Genomic DNA, 19,144 nt, shown 5'->3' on the forward strand with positions numbered 1-19,144 from the left:
GCGTGGCGCTGGGGGCTCAGGCGCCCCAAGTTCCCTGGTTGACGGCGCAGTTCCAGCCGTTGCCGTGGACCTTGAACTTCACCTTGTACGACCTGGTGTTCAGCAGGCGCGTCTTGACCCTGACACCGAGGCTGGCCTTGCCCGCCAGGCTCTTGTCGTAGACGGAGATGGTCTTCGAGGTCTTGTGCGTGACCTTGCCGCCCTTCGCCTTCGCCGAACCGAAGCGGACGTTCTTGACGTTGCTGACGGTGAAGGTGACCTTCTTGAAGCTCTTGGTGCTCTTGTTCTTGAGGCCGAAGTACAGGCCGTCGCCCTTCACCCAGCCACCCGCGCCGATGTAGAACCGGGACGTGTAGACGATGTCGATCGGGCAGCCGGCGCTCTGCGCCGAGGCGGTCGACGCCTTCGGCGCCTTCGGTGCGTCCGCCGCGGACGCCGATCCGGCGAGGCCGAGCTGAGCGGCCGTGAGGGCCCCTGCCGTGGCCAGGACTGCGGCGGTCGTACGTGCGTGGTTCATCAAGGCTGGTGCCTTTCCCCCTGCGGCCCTCTCGGGCCAACTGTCAGAATGGTGCGATGGATGCGCACAAGGCGGTCCGCGTCCCTGTGCCGCCCGTATTTTTAGCAGGCGGACGGACATGAGTGGACATCAGGTTGTCCGCTCGCACAGCACCGTGACAAAAGCCGGACAATCGCCCGCCCATCCGGCGCTGGCCCCTCACATCGGCGGCGGCGCGGGCGCGGGGCCCAGTGTCGTCGTGCCCGGGGTGGTCCGTCGGGCGAGGCCGGTGCGATAGGCGTCCATGGCGGCCTCGGTGCGTCCCGTGCGCCGGAGCAGGTCGCCGAGCAGACAGCACAGGCCGGCCATGTCCCCGGCCGCGCCCGCGCGTTCGAGCAGCGGCAGGGCGGCGCGGTAGTGCTCCTCGGCGCCCTCCGTGTCACCGCACTCCTCCGCGATGAGGCCGAGCAGCCGGTGCGCGGCGCTCTTGTGTACCGCGCCGCGCCCCGCCCGAAGGGCCGGGACCTCCGTGGCCCGCGGGCCGGCGGCAAGCAGCGGCCGCAGCAGCGCCTCGGCCTCCTCGGTCCTGCCACGCCTGCGCAGCACGTCCGCGAGCTCCACCTCGACCTGGTGGGCGTAGAGCGCGGCCCGCTTCGCGGTGAGCATGTCGTGGGCGGTGCGCAGTTCCTGCTCGGCGCGTTCCAGGTCGCCGTCCTGGGCGTGCACATAGCCGCGCATCCAGTGGCAGTGGGCGAGTTCGGTGCGGATGTGGAGTTGCTGATAGAGGTCCTGGGCCTTGGCGAGGGACGTATCGGCCTCGGCGACACGGCCCTGGGCGATGAGCGTACGGGCCACCCCGCGGTGCATGCCCGCGAGCAGCGCGGGGTCCTGCACGCGCGGCGCGAGCGCCAGGGCCAGTTCGGCGGCATGCGCGGCGCGCTCGTGTGCACCCATGTCCATGTACGGGGCGATGGACGCCGAGTAGAGGAGGAGCAGCGCGTCGGGGTCGTGCAGCCCCGAGGCGTTGAGCTGGTCGAGCGCGGTCTCCAACAGGTGGCATGCGTAGCGGAGTTCGCCCGTGAGGCGGTGTGCGTTGGCGCGCCCGCGGATGGCGGGGACGCGGCGCGGCAGCGGCTCGTCGGCGAGCAGCCGCTCCACGGAGGTGAAGCACTCGCGCGCGTCGTCGAGATCGCCGGATTCGAGGAGGCAGTCCCCGAGGCCGAGGAGTGCGGCTGCCTGCTCCTCCGGCAGGGCGTGCTCGACGGCTTCGGCGCACAGCGCGCGGAAGAGGGGGGCGGCGTCCTCGGGGGAGCCGGTGGCCAGGGCGCGCCGCGCGTCGGTGAGGCGCAGGCGCAGTTCGGTGGCGAGACGGGCCGGGCGTCCCGTCGTCAGCTCATCGGGGGTGACGCCGAGCCTCTGCGCCAAGTGCCGAAGGGCCGCCTCGGAGGGCCGCACCTTGCCCGACTCCAGCGTGGAGACATAGGCGGGCGTGTACGCGGGCTCGGCCAACTGCCGTTGGGTGAGGCCGAGTTCCGTCCGCAGCCGCAGGACGCGACGCCCGATCTCCGCGGGCTCGTCCGGTCGCACGCCCCCTGATCCGCTCCCTGCCATCTTTTTCCCTCCGGTCAGGCCCCGCGTCCGAGCGAGGTTCATCCAGGTCCGCGGCGCGCGGACTTGGCAGTGCGGGCCATCAACTGGTCGCCCCCACAGCCACCTTGTGTCTCAGGCATTGCCTGACTTCCCCGCAGACCCCTACATTGAACCGCGCCTTAAGCTCCCTTAACCCCCCACTTATATCGCGGACTTGCCGTGACTCGGCGCCTCGGTCCGCGCTGACCCCCGGGAGATCGTCCATGCGTAGACACGCTTCCCGCATATCCGGCATACCCCGCATGTCCCGCAAGCGGCTCGTCGTCGCCACCGGTGTCGCCCTGGCCGTGACGCTCGCCGTCACCGCGCCGGCCGCCGTGGGCCAGGGCCAAGGTGAGGGCCAGGACGGCAGCGCTCCGGCCGCCCGGGACACCGACCGCGTCGAGGTCGAGTACTTCACCGGCCCCGACAGCCACCCGCGGCACACCAAGGTCCCGGCCTCCGCCCCGCTCACCAGGAAGGAGCGGGCCACGGTCAAGGACGACGGCGACGTCCTGCCGATCGTGGAGGCCGGTGCGAGCGACACCAAGGTCGACGTCGTCTTCATCGGCGACGGCTACACCGCCGCCCAGCAGGAGGACTTCCACGCCGACGTGCGCACCAAGTGGAAGGAGATGGCCGCCGTCGAGCCGTACGCCCAGTACAAGGACCTGTTCAACGTGTGGGCCGTCGACGCGCACTCGCGGGACTCCGGCGTCTCGGGCGACCCGACGAGCGACGTCCGCAAGAACACCGCCCTGAACTCGGCCTTCTTCTGTGACGGCATGGAGCGGCTGCTGTGCGTCGACACCAACAAGGTCGAGGCGTACGCGAGCAAGGCCGCCGACCCCGATCTCGTCATCGTGCTCAGCAACTCCACCAAGTACGGCGGCGCCGGCTACAACGACATCACCTCGCCGTCCGGGTACGACGGCATCGGCACCGCCTCTTCCGACCATCCCGACTCGGACCAGGTCGCCGTACACGAGACCGGCCACTCCTTCGGCAAGCTGGCCGACGAGTACTGGTACGACGAGAGCACCTACACCGGGCCCGAGCCCGGCGAGTCCAACCTCACCAAGCTCAGTGCCGACGAGATGGCCGCGCAGAAGGTGAAGTGGCACCACTGGCTCGGCCAGGCATCTCCTGACGGAGGCACGGTCGGCGCGTACGAGGGCGGCGGCTACCACGGGCACGGCCTCAACCGCCCCACCGAGGACTCGATCATGCGCACCCTGGGCCGCGAGTTCAATCTCCCCGGCCGCGAGGCGATGATCGCGGGCTTCCACCAGCACGCGCCCGTGCTCACCTCCACCACCCCCACCGACCGCAAGGTGCGCGGCACCGAGCGCATCCGCGTCGCGGCGTCCTCCCACGCCGAACTGCGCTGGTACGTCGACGGCCGCGAGGCACGGAAGGCGCGGGGTGCGAGCAGCGTGACCCCCAAGACGCTCGGGGTGCCGGCCGACGGCCGCACGCACACCGTCAGGGCACGCGCCACCGACCGGACCAAGGCGGTCCGCGCCCCGGAGCTGCGCAAGCTGATGACCGGTTCGCTCAGCTGGCAGGTCACCCGCTGACGGACCGGGACAGGTTCCCCCCTGGCGGGCCGGGACAGGTCACCCCTGAGGGGCCGAGACCGCCGCCTGACGGCAGGACCCCACCCCTGCCGTCAGGCGGTGACCAGGGATACTTCCGGCCATGACCACGCACCCCGAGCAGTCGCGGTACGCGTCGAAGCCCGCCCTCAAGTGGACGCTGCGGGCCGCGGAGCCCACCGACGTCGAGACCATCGCCGAGCTGCGCGCGACGGTGATGCGACCGGATCTGGAGCGGCTCGGCCGGTTCGACGAGCATCGGGTGCGCCAGAGGTTCCGGGACGCTTATGTCCCCCGGGACACCTCCGTGGTCCTCGTCGACGGCGCCTTCGCGGGCTGTGTCGCCCTGCGGCCGGCCGACGGCTGCCAGTGGCTCGAACACTTCTACCTCGACCCCGCCCTCCAGGGCCAGGGCCTGGGATCGGCCGTGCTCCGCGGGCTGCTCGCCCGGACGGACACCGACAAAGACCTCGTCCGCCTGAACGTCCTGCAAGGCAGTGCGGCCCGGCGTCTCTACGAGCGCCACGGCTTCGGCGTGGAGGACGAGGACCCCGTGGACGTCTTCATGGTGCGGCGGCCGGGCCGGGAATTGGCCCACACCCAAGGCCCCCGAATGGTCCACGGCCCGGACCATTCGGCTGGCTAGCCTCCTCCCGTCAGCGAAGGAACCGGCCCAACGGCCGCCTGCTCCGGGAGCGTCGTGCCGATCCAGATCCTGCCGCCCGCGGGCGCGCCGCGCGTGCTCGCCGCCGCTCAGCTGTGCAACTCGCTCGGCGACGGCGCCTACTACGTGACCTCGGCCCTCTACTTCACCCGCGTCGTCGGCCTCTCCCCCACCCAGATCGGGCTCGCGCTCACGGTCGCGTGGGCCATCGGCTCCGTGACGGGTGTCCCGCTGGGCGCGCTCGCCGACCGGAGGGGGCCGCGCGGTACGGCGGTGCTGCTCGCCCTGGCCACCGGCGCGTCGGTGGCGTCCTTCCTGTTCATCCGCTCCTTCGCCCTGTTCCTCGTCGCGGCCTGCCTGTACGCGGTCGCCCAGTGCGGGCTCGCAGCGGCACGGCAGGCGCTGCTCGCGGGGCTGGTCACGCCCGGGGCTCGCACGGGCGTCCTGGCCCACCTCCAGTCGACGCTCAACGCCGGTCTCGCCGTCGGGGCGGCCCTCGGCGGCATCGCCCTGCACCACGACACGCGCGAGGCGTATCTGGCGGTCTTCGCACTGGACTCGGCCAGCTTTCTGCTCTGCGCGCTGGTGCTGCTGCGGCTGCCCGCGGTGCCGCCGTCCGTGGGGCGGGGGAAGGATGAGCCCCGCCTCGCGGTGCTCCGTGACCGGCCGTACGCCGCCGTCACCGCGCTCAACGCGGTCCTGCTGCTGCGGATGCCGCTGCTGAGCCTGGCGATCCCGCTGTGGGTGGTGGAGCGGACGAACGCGCCGAGCTGGCTGGTCTCGGCGCTCTTCGTCCTCAACACCCTTGCGGTGATGGCGTTCCAGGTCCGCATGGCCCGCGACGTCGACGGCCCGCGCACGGCCACCCGCGCGGTACGGCGCTCCGGCCTCGTCATGCTCGCCTCGTGCGCGGTCTTCGCCCTCTCGGCTGCCGGGCTCCCGGTGTGGGCGACGGTGGCGGTCCTGGTGGCGGGGGCGGTGCTCCAGGTCATCGCGGAGATGCAGCAGTCCGCGGGCTCCTGGCAGATAGGCTTCGACCTGGCGCCCGCCCATCAAGTGGGCCAGTACCAGGGGTTCTTCGGCTCCGGCGTCCCCGTCGCCCGCACCCTGGGCCCGCTCGTGCTCACCTCGCTGCTCGTGGTGTGGGGCGTACCGGGCTGGTTCATCCTCGGCGGGATCCTCGCCGGGGCGAGCCTCGCGACGGGGCCCGCCGTGCGGTGGGCGGAGCGGTCGCGGGCCGCGCACGTGCGAGCGGGGCACGGAAGCGGTGCGGCGTATATTCATCGGCCGACCGCCGGCACGCCGAGGGATGGGTACCCCGCACATGAATGACCTCGTGGAGCTCGATGAGTCCTTGGTCCGTTCCCTGCTCCATGAGCAGCACCCGGACCTCGCCGGCCTCGACCTCCACGGGGCGGTACGCGGCTGGGACAACCAACTGTGGCGTCTCGGCGAGGACTTGGCCGTACGTATCCCGTGCACGGAACGGGCACCGGATCTGCTGCGCAAGGAGCACCACTGGCTGCCCGGACTGGCCGCGCGCCTGCCCCTGCCGGTGCCGACGCCCCTGCGGATCAGCGAACCGTCCACGCGCTTCCCGAAGCCGTGGACCGTCACAACCTGGGTCCACGGCGAACCGGCCGACCGCACCCCCCTCAGCCGCGGAGACCACGCGGCCGAAACACTGGCCCAGTTCCTGCGGGCGCTCCATGTGGCGGCGCCCGCGGACGCACCGGTCAACCCGACGCGTGGCCTTCCTCTGCACCACTACGCGACGGGACTCCACGAAGGCCTCAAGGCTCTCGCCGGCTTCAGTGAAGTCCCCAGCGGTGTATGGGACTTGTGGGAGGCCGCCGTCACGTCCCCCGAATCGGCGGGCCCGCCGGTCTGGCTGCACGGCGACCTGCATCCCGCGAACGTCGTCGGCTCCGACGGCACGCTGTCCGGCGTGCTCGACTTCGGTGAACTCTGCGCCGGAGACCCGGCGACCGACCTCTCGGCGGCCTGGCTGCTCCTTCCCGCGGGCGCGGCGTCACGGTTCTTCGACGCCTACGCCCTCGCGGACGAGGCGACCGTCAGGCGCTCCCGGGGCTGGGCGCTGCTCCGCGCCGTCGGCCTCATCCACATCGGCCGCGCCGGGGAGCAGGGGCTCACCGGCGGCAAGCGGACCTGGGGCGTGGCGGGCCGGGCCACGCTCGACCGACTCCTGGCGGACTGCTGACACCTCGGGGCGGACGCGAGGCCCCGGCCAGGGCGTCCCGCTCCCGGTAGAATCCTCACCTGTGCCGCACATCCGCCACACCCCACGCGCGACCACCGGGCTCCTCCCCCTCCGTGCGGGCGCCGAGGTCGACGCGCACCGGCACGACGAGCACCAGATCGTGTACGCGGGCCACGGTGTCCTGTCGGTCACCACCGACGCGGGCAGTTGGGTCGCCCCCGCGACGCGCGCCATCTGGATTCCCGCGGGAACGGTCCACGAGCATCGCGCGTACGGCGACACGGACCTGCGTCTGGTGGGCCTGCCTGTGGCGGACAATCCGCTGCGCCTCGACCGGCCCGCCGTCCTCGAAGTCGCCCCGCTGCTCCGCGAGTTGATCATCGAGTACACCGGGCAGCCCGAGCCGCCCGTGGGCCGCACCGCCGAGCGCCGCCGCCTGCGGGCCGTCCTGCTCGACCAGCTCCGCCGTTCGACCCAGCAGCCCGTGCACGTACCGGCGGCCCGCGATCCACGCCTGGCCGCGGTGTGCGCGATCCTCCGCACCGACCCGGCCGACCCCCGGACCCTGGCCCAGCTCGGCGCCGCGACCGGCGTCAGCGACCGCACCCTGACCAGGCTCTGCCGAGCCGAACTCGGCATGACCTTCCCGCAGTGGCGCACCCAACTGCGCCTGCATCACGCCCTGTGTCTGCTGGCCGACGACACCCCGGTCACCGTGGTCGCGCACCGCTGCGGCTGGGCATCCAGCAGCGCCTTCATCGACGTATTCCGCCGGGCCTTCGGCCATACGCCCGGCGCCTGGCGGGCCCGGAGCTGACCGAGGGAGCGCGCATCGACACCCGCCTCCCGGGTGTCAACCAAGGGTTGACACCCCTTTCACTGTCAACCTACCGTTGACACATGACGCAACCCACCCAGCCCATCCGCCTCGACGATCTGATCCAGGCCATCAAGAAGGCCCACCCCGAGGCCGCCCTCGACCAGCTCTCCGACGCCGTGATCGCCGCCGACCACCTGGGCGATGTCGCCGACCACCTGATCGGCCACTTCGTGGACCAGGCGCGCCGCTCGGGCGCCTCATGGACGGACATCGGCAAGAGCATGGGGGTCACCCGGCAGGCGGCCCAGAAGCGGTTCGTGGCCAAGGACCCCGGCGAGATGTCGGACCTCGACCCCCGACAGGGCTTCAGCCGCTTCACCGACCGGGCGAAGAACGTGGTCATGGCCTCGCAGGAAGAGGCCCGCGCTGCGGGGAACGACGAGATCGGCCCCGGACATCTGACGCTCGCCCTCCTGACCGAACCGGACGCCCTCGCCGCCAAGGTGCTTGTCGCGCAGGGGAGTTCGCTGGACGCGATCCGCGAGAGCGTCACCGAGGCGCTGCCGCCGGCGGTCGGCGAGGTGCCCGACCTCATCCCGTACGACGCCGGGGCGAAGAAGGTCCTTGAGCTCACCTACCGCGAGGCCCTGCGGCTCGGGCACAACTACATCGGGACCGAACACATCCTGCTCGCGCTCCTGGAGGCCGAGGGCGGCACGGGCCCGCTCGCCGGACTCGGCATCGACAAGGCGGCCGCCGAGGCGAACATCACCGAGACCCTGGCGGCGATCCGCGCCTCGCTCAACCAGGTGTGAGCGGACCAGGCGGGACCGAACCGGACCCGGCCGCGCGTACCCGCGCCGCCTCCCGGACGGCCGCCGCGTTCGCCTTGCCCTGCCGGGACCCGGCGAGCTTCGCCTTGATGTGGTCGCGCACGAGGATCGGCTCGTAGGCGAACTCGTCGGAGGCGGCGAGGTGGCTCGGCAGCGTGGAGATGACCGCGTCGACGTTGCCGTCGTGGAAGTAGGCGGCCGACCTGCGCCGGACGATGCCGCCGTCCACGATCGGCGGCTTGACCCGGTGCAGGGTGGACATCCAGCGGTCGTTGGTGAGCCGGGCGGTGAGATCGCCGAGGTTGACCAGGAGCGCGCCGTCGACGGGGGACACGTCGTGCCAGACCCCGTCGGCGCCGAGCACCTGCAGCCCGGCGACCTGATCCGCCCACAACACGGTGACCAGGCCGAAGTCGGTGTGCTCACCCATCCCCGTCAGTTCGCCGTCGAGGGTGACGGCGCCTTCGGGCAGGGCGTAGTTGTTCATGCGCAGGACGTCGATGGAGTGGTCGGTCAGCGAGGCGAAGAAGTCGGCCGGCTCCCCCAGGGCGTCCGCGAAGACACGGGTCAAGGTGCGGGCCACGCGGCCGGCCTCGGCGAAGTAGCTCAGCACGGCCGGTTCGAAGCCGTCGACCTGAGTGGGCCAGACGTTGAGTCCGTAGTCGTCCTCGGACAGGCCGAGGCCGGGGAACGAGCGGGCCTCGGTGCCGATGTTGAACGCCTCGAAGAAGTCGTTCATGCGCCCGGCCGACTCCACACCCAGGCTCAAGCTGAGGGATTCACTCTTGGGCGGGCTGTAGCCGCGGTTCGCACCGGCGACCCGGTAGCTCTTCCGCACCTCCAGGGGCAGGCCGAAGAAGCCGTCGACGGCGGCGGCCAGGCCGTCCACCGTCTCGTCGGGAATGCCGTGCCCGAGGATCTGGATGAACCCGACGCGAGCGCAGGCGTCGTCCAACTCCCGCGCCACCCGCGCTCGTTCGGATGCCGTGCCGTCTTCGACGTACGGAGTGATGTCGATGACCGGAACCTGGAAGGACATGGGCGTCTCCTGGCGCGAGCGGGGGGGAGCTACGCCCGCTTCCCTATCACGGTTTCATCCGCCGGTTTCCGACTCCAGCCTCCGCAGACGGTCCGCGTCGCAGACGCGCGGGCAGGTGCCGCACGCCTCGGCGGCAGGGATCGTGTAGTAGAGGCAGCAGCCGAGCCGCGTCCGGGTCGGGTGCCGCTCCCCGTCACGGGTCGTCAGATGCCGGAAGGCCGCGCCACCGGGGAAGGGGTCGACCGGTCCGGGCAGCAGTGCGTCCACCGCGCGCAGCGCCTCGTCCTCCTGGCCGAGCATGCGCCCCAGGTACCAGATCCCGGAGATGAGATCGTCTCCCGCCATGCCCCACAACGCCCGCTGTCCGCGCCGCAGTCGGGGCCCGATGACGGAGAGCAGGGGTTGCATGTGCGCGACGACCGCGGCGCGCAGTTCCACGCGCAGCGACTCTTCGTCGGGGAGGACCCGCGTGCCGGGGAGCCCGGCCGCCGGATCGTCCGGGAAGCAGGCGAAGGAGCCGGGGACGATCTCGAAGGCACCGGTCTCCAGGTGGACGCGTACGTCCTGCGGGCGGATGCGCGGGACGCGCCGCTCCAGGTACCAGGCACCGCTCATCAGCAGGGACACCGACCAGAGGTAGCCGTGCAGGGCGCGGGAGGCGGCGACGTCCGGGCGCGGGATGTGGTCGTGGCCGCCTCGGATGCGTGCGGCCTCCGCCGCGACGAAAGCCTCCAACGCGTGGTGATGTGACGTCAATTCGGCGCCGGTCACCCAACCTTGACCCGCGAACGAGTCAGGTCGCGCCACCACGACGGCGAGCGTCTCGCAGTGCGCGGTGAGTCGCCGATAGGTCGCGGCGAGCAGGGCGGCGGGGCTCAGGGCGGTGGCGTCGGGCGCCAGGTCCGGGGCCACGGTGAGCGGCACTCGTACTCCTTGGAAGGCAGGTCCACAGGCCGTCCGACGGTGAACTCACCACCGCGAACTAGGTAAGGCTTACCTTATTTCTCTTCAACTTGCCGCATCGTGCACGGCGCGTCGCGAACCCGACCGTCACGAGTCGGCCACCTCTCGCGGCGAATTGACATCGTTAGGCATACCTAACCTAAACTCTCACCCCGTGTCCAAGATCGCTCGGGCCGTCCCGCCGGACAGCCTCTCCACACGGCGGATCGGCCACGGTGTTGCTTTCCTGGACCCGTGCCGTGATGCTCACCGGCACGCCGGCGGGCCCGGCGGTGGCGGTCGCCGGGCCCGTCGCTCTCATCGGACCCGCGGGAAAAGCGTGGCCACGGCGACGGATGTCGGACCAACGGTCAAACCGACGCACACGTAGGGCAGGCGGCGAGCCGTTCGACACCTCCACCCGCCGCACCCTCCTCCCGTCACACACAGCACCTCCGCTCGCACCCGGAAGTGGTCTCGCACATGCGGCTGTACGTCCTTGCCCGCAACCCCACCGACTCGGTCACCGAAGGCTTTCTGCCCGCCGCGCGCCGGCTCGGCCTCGACGTCACCCTCCTCACCGATCAGCCGGAGGCCCACCGTCTCCGCGAGGGGCCGGCCGCCCCGGAGATCCTGGAGTGCGACGTGCGGGACTTCCGCGCGGTCATCAGCCGGATCTCCGCCCACCACTCCCCCGGCGCGGTCTTCACCAACAGTGACCACCTGCAGACGCAAGCGGCCCTGGCCGCCGAGTACTTCGGCCTGCCCGGGAAGGACTGGCGGGTGGCGCTGCGCACCAAGGACAAGGCACACATGCGACGCCACCTCGCGGCGGAGGGTGCCGACGCGGTCTGGTCCGCGGAGCTGATGGCGGGTCAGGACCCGGCCGAGCTCGGCGCGCTCGACGTGCCGTTCCCCTGCGTGGTCAAGCCGCGGGAAGGGGTGGCGAGCGAAGACGTGGTGCTGGTCGAGGGCCCGGAGCAGTTGGTACGGCGGTGCGCGGAGATCCAGGAGCGGCGTCCGGGTGCCGCGCTGGTCGTCGAGGAGTATCTCGCCGGGGAGTTGTGCACCCTGGAGACGCTCGGCGACGGCCGCGTCCGGCACGTCCTGGGCGGATTCCGTACGGAGGTGTCGCCGCCGCCGTACTTCATAGAGGAACGGATGGCGTTCGTCCCCGCGCATCCCGCGCCGGTCGTTGCTCAGGTCCTGCACCAACTGGACGTGCTGGGGGTGGGGTTCGGCGCCTGCCACACGGAGTTCGTGGTGGCGGACGGCCGGGCGCGGCTCATCGAGGTCAACTACCGCGCCATCGGCGACCAATGCGACCTGCTCCTCGCTCAGCTCCTGGACATCCCCCTGTTCGAGCTCATCCTCCGCACACACCTGGGTGAGCCGCTGCCGTCCGATCTGGGTGCGCGAACGGACGGCCGGGCACGGCTCGACTATCCATACGCCCGGCGTGCCGGAACGCTGACGGCGGCGCCCGTCGCGACCGAGGTGACAGTGGACGGCGTTCGCCTCACGTACCGCCCCCTGCGCGAGATCGGCGAACGCCACGAACTCCACGGCACGAACCGTGACTTCCTCGGCGTGGTGCGCGCCACCGGCACCGACCAGGCAGCGGTCGACCGGGCCGTGGCCGACTTCCTCGCCGCGCACCACTGGGAGATCACACCGTGACCCGACCGCCTGGCAGGACGCCCGAGGCCGAGACCGAGCTCCTCTTACGCGTACTGAGCGCGCTCCTGCGCGAGGACGTACTGGGCTGGCGCACCCGAAGCGAGGAAGTGCGGCGCCCGGACGGCTTGTGGCTGAGGCTGCCGGTGCCTGGGTCGGTTCCGGTCCCGGTTCCGGGTCCGGTTCCGGGTCCGGGTCCGGTTCCGGGTCCGGGTCCGGTTCCGGGTCCGGGTCCGGTTCCGGGTCCGGGTCCGGGTCCCGGTCCGGTGCCCGAACGGAGCGGCATCGACGGCGATGCGCTGCTCATGCCGGTCCGTGCCGATGGGTTTCAGGCCATCTACGCCGCCCGGCTCCCCGTGCTCCGTCGCGAGTCGGACGGACACGAACTGGTCGACGCGGGCAGCATCATGGCCGCGCTGCGCGACCTCGCCGCCCCCGTCGACCGTGCCGGGTTCGACGCGTTCGCCGTGGAGTGCCAGCAGGCGCTCGACGCCATGCGCCTGCATGCGGAGACCAGAGGCGAAGTGGACGCCCTGCTCGTCGGGCGGTACGGCCCGGACCCCGCCGCCTGGACCGGGCTCGCGGGTGGCATCGGGTACGACACGCTCGCCGCGCGCGCGGATCATCCCGTGTACCCGACCTCGCGCGGCCGCTCCGGGCTGTCCGTTGCCCAACTGCAGTCGTACGCACCTGAGTTCCACCCCACTTTCGCGCTGCGGCAACTCGCCCTGCCCCGCGAGGCCGTCACCGTCGGCGGCGGCAGCGACGCCTGGCTCTCTCCCCGCGCGGCGGGCGTGCCCGAGCTCGAAGGAAGCCACCTCGTACTGCCCGTGCATCCCTTGACCGCGGACGGAACCCTACGGGACGCGCTGCGGGCAGCGGGGCTCGACGGGCGGGCCCGGCTCGTCGGCGAACCCGGGCCCGACGTCGTACCCACCCTGTCCATGCGCACCGTCGCCCTCACCTCCGACCCCACCCGGCACCTCAAGCTGCCGCTCGCCACCGCCACACTGGGTCTGCGCAATCGGCGCACCATCAAGCCGGGCACCCTCACCGACGGCGCGGCGGGCCAACGGCTGATCGAGGCCGTCGTCGACCGTGAGCCCCGGTTCAAGGGCGTCGTCCTGCACGCGGACGAGACCCGCTTCGCCCACGCGGGCCACGAACTCCTGGCCGTGCTGGAACGCCGCTACCCCGCCGGTCTCGACGACGCCCTCGTCGTACCGACGGCCGCGCTCCTGTGCCCGGCACCCGGCGGCGACCGCCTGCTCCTCGACCACCTCGCCGACCGCTTCTACGGCGGCGAGCCCCTCGCCCTCCTGGACGCCGCGCTCACGCTCCTCTTCGACTGGCAGACCACCCTCTTCACCTACGGAATCGCCCTGGAGTCGCACCAGCAGAACATCTCGCTGGTGCTCGACCACCACCCCGCGGACGGGAGCACGGGCCGCCGTACCCGGCTGCGGCTGCTCTTCAAGGACAACGACGGGCCCCGCATCAACCTCGCCCGGCTGCGTGACGTGATGGGGCAACAGGCCCCGGACGCAGCCGAGTTCGATGACGCGCGCATCTTCGTCGCCGGCGATCTGCCCGTGCTCGACGTGTTCACCACCATCACCCTCCACCTGTGCGCAGGCTCCTACACTTTCGAGCTCGCCCGCCAGGGCCGCGCCCCGCTGCGAAGGCTGCTCAGGCTGGTGCGCGAGCGGCTCGCCGAGGCCGTCGAAAGGCTCGGGCCCGGCGAACCCGGCGCCCTGCTGCGGGCCCACGTCCTGGACGCGACGGAGCTGCCCGTCAAGGCGATGGTCACGGCGGGCACCTTGCTATCCAAGGAACGCTCGGGAGCCGCCGACATCAACAAGCACTACACGACGGGCCCCAACTACCTGCGGCAGGCGGGACTTTCGTGAGGGGCGCCGCATCATCCGACTGCTGCTTCGTCGCGTCCGGCGCCAAGCCCGCCGGCACACCAGGGCTCGACTCCATAGGCAGCGCGGTCGCCGCCGGTTCCGTGGCAGCGGCCGCAAAGAGCCTCGTCCGCCTGCCCGCGCCCCCTCCTGACCGGCACCGCGACCGCCCTGGCAGCCTTGGCCGACGTCACTCTTCCCGCCCTGTTCCGCCGCTCGCCCCGCATCCGCTGGAGTCGTTGATGTCCTTGCCGACCGGCACGTTCGCCGCCCCTTCCGCCACATCCGCCGCCCCCGGCCCCGCCCCTGTCGCCGTCGCCCGTGCCGCGCCCACCCGTCTGCCCGGCGCCGACGAAGCGGTGACGCACACCCTGCTCAACTGTCTGCTGCGCGAAGTCTCCGGACCCGAGCACCAGACAGCCGTCGTCGACGGCGACCTCCTGCTCCGGCTGCCGCGCCGCGGGGTCCTCCTGCGGGTCGCGCTGCGCCGCACCTCGCTCCTCGGCGCCCACCGCTTCACCGGCCCGGTGACCGAGCAGCGCGACGGCACCTGGGTGGAGGTGGACTGGCCTCGCCTCGCCGAGTACACCCATGCCGAGCTGTCGCTGCGTACAGGGGTGAGCAACGAGGAGTTCCTGGAGCAGGTCGCCTCCAGCCACCAAGGGGTCAGCGCCGCGATCGCCGCCCGCCCGGCGCCCGGCACGGGGACGGTCGCCGCACCGGAGTCGGCCCCCGAGCCGACGGCGAAGACGGACCCGAAGTGGCTCGCGGACTACCTCGCCTCCGAGCAGTCCCTGCTGTTCGGCCACCGCTTCCACCCCACCCCCAAGGCCCGCGGCGGCGACCTCACCGACTGGTCCGCGTACGCCCCCGAGACCGCGGCTTCCTTCCCCCTGCGCCACCTCGCCGTACGCGACCATCTCATCGCCGAGGAGTCGGCACGGCCGGGCGCCACGGCACCGCTCGACCGTCTGGGACCTGTGCCCGAGGGCTACCGGCTGCTGCCGGTGCACCCCTGGCAGTACGACCTTCTGCGGGAGCACCCGGGACTGCGCGCCGCCCTTGCCCGCCAGGACGTCATCGACCTGGGCCCCGCCGGTTCCCCCTTCGCGGCCACCGCATCCGTGCGCACGCTGTACGACGGTGACACGTTCCTGAAGTTCAGCCTCAACGTCCGCATCACCAACTGCCTGCGCAAGAACGCCAGTTACGAGCTGTCGGGTGCCGTCGCGCTCACCCGCGTGCTCGAAAGCGCCCTGGACGACCTGGCCGCCCGCTTCCCCGGCAGCGGGGTGCTGCGTGAGCCCGCCTACCGCAGCCTGGCGCTCCCCGGACCCGACGGGCACCTCGATCTCGCTCTTCTGGAGGGCTTCGGCGTCATCGTCCGCGAAGGCCTGGCCGGCCGGCTCCTTCCCGGCACGACGCCGCTGCTCGCCGCGGCCGTCGCGGACGAGTACCCGACGGGGCCCGGCCACATCTCCCGCCTCCTGGTGGGCGCGGGCCCGCAGCGGTCGCTCGACTGGTGGCGGACCTATCTCCGGCTTCTGCTGCCCCCGGTGCTCGCCGCCTACTTCGACCACGGCCTGGTGCTCGAACCGCATCTGCAGAACGTCCTCGTCTGCGTCGACGGCGACGGCATGCCAGCGCAGGTGCTCTTCCGCGACCTGGAGGGCACCAAGCTGATCCCCGAGCATCACGCACGAACCCTGGCCGCGCTCCCGCCGGAGGTCGCGGGGCCGATGACCTACGACGCGCGGCGCGGCTGGGACCGCGTCGTGTACTGCCTCCTGGTCAACCACGTCGCCGAGTTGCTCGCCGGGCTCGCCGACCTCCATCCGCAGACCGAGCCCGCACTCTGGTCCCGTGTCCACTCCACCATGCGGGAGTTCGCGGACACGCACGGCTGCCCGCCACGCCTCAACGCCCTGCTCGCCGGGGTGCCGCTGCCCGCCAAGGCCAATCTGCTCACCCGCTGGGAACGCAAGGCCGACCGGGACGCGGGCTATGTCCGACTGCCCTCACCCTTTCCGCTCGCCGAGCACGTACGGGGCCTGGGTGCCCGTACCGACGCACCTTGGAGCACCGCCGGATGACCGCCGCCCCCACCACCGCCGTACGTGAGCTTGCCCTCGGTCTCGCCGCCGAGGAACTCCCCGCGTACGTCTATGACTTGTCCGCACTCGACGCGCATGTCGCGGCGGTGCGTGCCGCGCTCCCCCGGCAGGTGGAGCTCTACTACGCGGCCAAGGCCAATCCCGAGCCGGAGATCCTGGCCACCCTCGGCCCGCATGTCGATGGCTACGAGGTGTCGTCGGGCGGCGAACTCGCCCATGTGGCCAAGGCGGTGGCCGGGCGTCCGCTGGCCTTCGGCGGGCCCGGCAAGACGCCGGACGAGATCACCGCCGCCCTGGAGCTCGGCGTGGCGCGCTTCCACGTCGAGAGCCTCTACGAGCTGCGGATGCTGGCCTCGATCGCCGCCCGCGTGGCGCCGCACACCCGCGTGGACGTCCTGCTCCGGTTCAATCTCGGCCTCGACGCCGCGTCTCTCGCGGGTAGTGCCCTCGCGATGGGGGGACGCCCCACGCCCTTCGGTCTCGACCCGGTCGAAGCGGACTCCGCGGTCTCCTTGTTCGTCGACGGCAGCTTCCCCCAGCTCCATCTGCTGGGAGTGCACGCCCACTTGGCCAGCGGGCTCGACGCACCACGGCAGCTCGCCGTCGCCGAGTCCATCGTGACGTGGTCGCAGGCCCTTGCCGCGCGTCACGGCATCCGCTTCACGGAGGTGAACGTCGGCGGCGGGGTGAGCGTCGACTACGCCGACCCCGGCGCGCGCTTCGACTGGGCCGCGTACGGCGACGGCCTCGCCCGGCTCTGCGCGGCGCACCCCGGACTGATGCTCCGCATCGAGCCGGGGCGGGCGCTGACCGCGTACTGCGGCTGGTACGCCACCGAGGTCCTGGACGTGAAGCGGAGCCACGGCGAGGAGTTCGCGGTGGTGCGCGGCGGCACCCACCACCTGCGCACTCCGGCGGCCAAGGGCCACGACCAGCCGTGCACCGTGCTCCCGGTCGCCGGGCCGTGGCCACATCCCTGGCCACGGTCCGAGGCGCGGCAGGACCGGGTGACGTTCGCGGGGCAGTTGTGCACCCCGAAGGACGTCCTGGCCCGGCAGGTTCCGGCGCCGGGGCTGCGGGCCGGGGACCGGGTGGTGTTCGCGATGGCGGGCGCGTACGCGTGGAACATCTCGCATCACGACTTCCTGATGCACCCGAGGCCGGGCTTCCACTTCCTCTGATCACCCTCGCCTGCCCGGCGGCGTGGCGACACCCGCTCATCGGCGGTGCTTGCCCCGCATCAGCAGAGCCACGAGGGCTATCGCGAAGACGACGAAGACGATGACGAACATCGTCGCTCCTCCGCGTGACGCCCACATCTTGGCGAGCTCGACCGACGTATCTGGGTGCACGACCTGTCTCCTTCCATGCAGCCCGGTCAGAGGTTGAGGAAGTCCGTGTGCCCCCGGGTTCACGGTTGAAGCTCCAGCACCACTGGGGCCACCGCACGGGGTTGTCGGTCGTGGGGCGGAATCAGGCGCCGGTCGTGGATCCCGGCCTGACGATCATGAGGACGGTGACGGTGGCCCAGAGGAGGTTGAACACGCCCGTATACATGGCGAGTTGCGAGCTGGTGCGCTCCCCCACGGCGACCACGCCCGCGTCCCCGTCGAGTTGGCCGCCTGTACCCTCGCTGCCCTGCCCTGCTCCGGCCACCGCTTCGAGCGCCGCCTCCTGGCGCGGCAGCACGAGGACGATGAGGACGACGGCCGCCGCCATCGTGAGGATGATCGAGGCGATCAGCCAGGCGCTGCCGAGCACACCCAGGCTCTGCGCGGTCACCAGCCCGGTGACGGGGACGGCGACACCGACGAACGCGTACACCGAGCAGATGCGCTGCAGCAGCCGCAGCGAGGCGAGGGCGGCCACGTCCCCCGGACCGGCCTGGGCGCGCCGTAGGGCCGCGGGGAACATGCTGGCGGCGACGGTGACCGGGCCGACCGCGAGGATGGCGGCCAGCACATGCAGCGTCAGGAAGAACTTGGTCACGACGGGCCCTCGGGATTCGAAGAACGGGGGTGGCGGAGAAAGGCGGAGGTCACAGGGCCCCGATCGGGACCCGAACGCCGAGATTAGCCAGCGTCCCGCCCGCCGAACAGTGGCATTAATGACAGGCTTCGCAGAGATACCGCCATGGAATGCCAGGCCAGGTCAACCACGGCCAAGGACCCGCGGCGGCTGTGCCCGCGCTTGGCGAGAACCTGGCTCTGACGTACGTTGCCGCCATGCATACCGTGGCCGTCCTGGCGCTGGACACCGTCATCCCGTTCGACCTGTCCACCCCCATCGAGGTCTTCGGACGCACCCGGCTGCCCGGCGGGCGGCCCGGCTACCGGGTACGAGTCTGCGCCGCCTCGCCCGAGACCGACGCCGGTCTGTTCACCCTCCGGGCGCCCTGGGGCCTGGAGGGGCTCGCGGACGCGGACACGATCATCGTGCCCGGCAGCGCCGACCTGTCCCGGCCCGTCCCCGACGCGGTGCTCGACGCGCTGCGGAACGCGGCTGCCGCCGGGACGCGGATCGCCTCGATCTGCGTGGGCACCTTCACGCTCGCCGCGACCGGCCTGCTCTCCGGGCTGCGCGCCACCACGCACTGGGCGGCCGCCGCCGAACTCGCCGCACGCCACCCCGACATCGACGTCGACCCGGACGTGCTCTACGTCGACAACGGGCAGATCCTGACCTCCGCCGGCGCCGCCGCCGGGCTCGACCTGTGTCTGCACCTGATCCGCAGGGACTACGGCTCAGCCGTCGCGGCGGACGCAGCCCGGCTCTCCGTGATGCCCCTGGAACGCGAGGGCGGCCAGGCCCAGTTCATCGTCCCGGAGACGCCGCCCACACCGCAGGGCTCCGAGCTGGAGCCGCTCCTGCGCTGGCTGGAGGAGAACGCAGGGCGTGAGCTGACCCTGGAGGACATCGCGGGCCGGGCGGGCATGAGCACCCGTACGCTGCTGCGCCGCTTCCGGGACCAGACGGGCAGCACACCGCTGCAGTGGCTGCACCGCGCACGCATCCGGCAGGCCCAGCACCTGCTCGAATCGACGGGGCACTCCGTCGAGCGCATCGCCGTCCAGGTCGGCTTCGGCTCGCCCACCGCGTTCCGCGACCGCTTCAAGCGCGTCGCCGGAGTCAGCCCGCAGGCGTATCGCAGGGCGTTCCAGTGACACCGGCCGCCGACCGCTGACCTTTGACCGCTCCCGTCAG

17 protein-coding genes are annotated in these 19,144 nt (G+C 71.9%); 11 read left to right on the forward strand and 6 right to left on the reverse strand.

All coding sequences use genetic code 11. From position 1 onward, the window contains the following. Positions 1–16 precede the first annotated feature (16 nt). Together ACWFRU_RS12855 and ACWFRU_RS12860 are read right to left on the reverse strand one after the other, a co-directional pair. The gene (locus ACWFRU_RS12855; protein ID WP_453686221.1) at positions 17–517 is read right to left on the reverse strand and encodes a hypothetical protein; all 501 of its coding nucleotides are present in this window, start codon (positions 515–517) and stop codon (positions 17–19) included. Positions 518–715: 198 nt separating this feature from the next. Next, positions 716–2,107 carry a tetratricopeptide repeat protein gene (locus tag ACWFRU_RS12860; protein WP_453686223.1) on the reverse strand — a complete coding sequence of 464 codons (1,392 nt, stop codon included), beginning with the start codon at positions 2,105–2,107 and terminating at the stop codon, positions 716–718. 242 nt (positions 2,108–2,349) lie between these two features. Here ACWFRU_RS12860 and ACWFRU_RS12865 point away from each other — a divergent pair, with 242 nt between their 5' ends. From ACWFRU_RS12865 to ACWFRU_RS12890, 6 genes are all read left to right on the forward strand, one after another. Continuing rightward, on the forward strand, positions 2,350–3,705 hold the full coding sequence (locus tag ACWFRU_RS12865) for a M64 family metallopeptidase (protein WP_453686225.1): 1,356 nt from the start codon (positions 2,350–2,352) through the stop codon (positions 3,703–3,705). 121 nt (positions 3,706–3,826) lie between these two features. Continuing rightward, on the forward strand, positions 3,827–4,369 hold the full coding sequence (locus tag ACWFRU_RS12870) for an N-acetyltransferase family protein (protein WP_453686227.1): 543 nt from the start codon (positions 3,827–3,829) through the stop codon (positions 4,367–4,369). A 54-nt stretch (positions 4,370–4,423) separates the two neighbouring features. Further along, positions 4,424–5,719, forward strand: a complete 1,296-nt coding sequence (locus ACWFRU_RS12875; RefSeq protein WP_453686229.1) for an MFS transporter — start codon at positions 4,424–4,426, stop codon at positions 5,717–5,719. Next, the gene (locus ACWFRU_RS12880) at positions 5,712–6,608 is read left to right on the forward strand and encodes an aminoglycoside phosphotransferase family protein (protein ID WP_453686231.1); all 897 of its coding nucleotides are present in this window, start codon (positions 5,712–5,714) and stop codon (positions 6,606–6,608) included. The genes ACWFRU_RS12875 and ACWFRU_RS12880 overlap by 8 nt, the downstream gene beginning before the upstream one ends. Positions 6,609–6,669: 61 nt before the next feature. Further along, the gene (locus tag ACWFRU_RS12885; RefSeq protein ID WP_453686233.1) at positions 6,670–7,425 is read left to right on the forward strand and encodes an AraC family transcriptional regulator; all 756 of its coding nucleotides are present in this window, start codon (positions 6,670–6,672) and stop codon (positions 7,423–7,425) included. Between the two features lie 83 nt (positions 7,426–7,508). Further along, positions 7,509–8,243: a Clp protease N-terminal domain-containing protein gene (locus tag ACWFRU_RS12890; RefSeq protein WP_453686235.1), complete on the forward strand. Its 735-nt coding sequence runs from the start codon at positions 7,509–7,511 to the stop codon at positions 8,241–8,243. Here ACWFRU_RS12890 and ACWFRU_RS12895 read toward each other — a convergent pair. Continuing rightward, positions 8,230–9,300 (reverse strand): isopenicillin N synthase family dioxygenase, encoded by a 1,071-nt coding sequence (locus tag ACWFRU_RS12895; RefSeq protein WP_453686237.1) that lies wholly within the window; start codon positions 9,298–9,300, stop codon positions 8,230–8,232. The two genes, ACWFRU_RS12890 and ACWFRU_RS12895, sit on opposite strands and share 14 nt — an antisense overlap. A 54-nt stretch (positions 9,301–9,354) precedes the next feature. Then, positions 9,355–10,224 (reverse strand): (2Fe-2S)-binding protein, encoded by an 870-nt coding sequence (locus tag ACWFRU_RS12900; protein ID WP_453686239.1) that lies wholly within the window; start codon positions 10,222–10,224, stop codon positions 9,355–9,357. 501 nt (positions 10,225–10,725) lie between these two features. Here ACWFRU_RS12900 and ACWFRU_RS12905 point away from each other — a divergent pair. From ACWFRU_RS12905 to ACWFRU_RS12920, 4 genes are all read left to right on the forward strand, one after another. Further along, the gene (locus ACWFRU_RS12905; protein WP_453686241.1) at positions 10,726–11,922 is read left to right on the forward strand and encodes an ATP-grasp domain-containing protein; all 1,197 of its coding nucleotides are present in this window, start codon (positions 10,726–10,728) and stop codon (positions 11,920–11,922) included. After that, positions 11,919–13,829 carry an IucA/IucC family protein gene (locus ACWFRU_RS12910; protein ID WP_453686243.1) on the forward strand — a complete coding sequence of 637 codons (1,911 nt, stop codon included), beginning with the start codon at positions 11,919–11,921 and terminating at the stop codon, positions 13,827–13,829. Before ACWFRU_RS12905 ends, ACWFRU_RS12910 begins: the two co-directional genes overlap by 4 nt. Before the next feature lie 239 nt (positions 13,830–14,068). Then, positions 14,069–15,919 carry an IucA/IucC family protein gene (locus ACWFRU_RS12915; RefSeq protein WP_453686245.1) on the forward strand — a complete coding sequence of 617 codons (1,851 nt, stop codon included), beginning with the start codon at positions 14,069–14,071 and terminating at the stop codon, positions 15,917–15,919. Continuing rightward, the gene (locus tag ACWFRU_RS12920) at positions 15,916–17,121 is read left to right on the forward strand and encodes a type III PLP-dependent enzyme (RefSeq protein ID WP_453686246.1); all 1,206 of its coding nucleotides are present in this window, start codon (positions 15,916–15,918) and stop codon (positions 17,119–17,121) included. Before ACWFRU_RS12915 ends, ACWFRU_RS12920 begins: the two co-directional genes overlap by 4 nt. Positions 17,122–17,157: 36 nt before the next feature. On the opposite strand, the gene ACWFRU_RS12925 is transcribed toward ACWFRU_RS12920, so the two are convergent. Both ACWFRU_RS12925 and ACWFRU_RS12930 read right to left on the reverse strand, forming a co-directional pair. Then, positions 17,158–17,292, reverse strand: coding sequence for a hypothetical protein (locus ACWFRU_RS12925; RefSeq protein ID WP_453686248.1), 135 nt, complete (start codon positions 17,290–17,292; stop codon positions 17,158–17,160). 121 nt (positions 17,293–17,413) lie between these two features. Further along, on the reverse strand, positions 17,414–17,929 hold the full coding sequence (locus ACWFRU_RS12930; protein ID WP_453686250.1) for a hypothetical protein: 516 nt from the start codon (positions 17,927–17,929) through the stop codon (positions 17,414–17,416). A 236-nt stretch (positions 17,930–18,165) separates the two neighbouring features. On the opposite strand from ACWFRU_RS12930, the gene ACWFRU_RS12935 reads away from it, so the two are divergent. After that, a complete protein-coding gene (locus ACWFRU_RS12935; RefSeq protein ID WP_453686252.1) occupies positions 18,166–19,104 on the forward strand; it encodes a GlxA family transcriptional regulator in 939 nt (312 codons plus the stop codon). Positions 19,105–19,144: the final 40 nt, after the last annotated feature.

It is taken from the genome of Streptomyces sp. NPDC055099 (genome assembly GCF_053607685.1).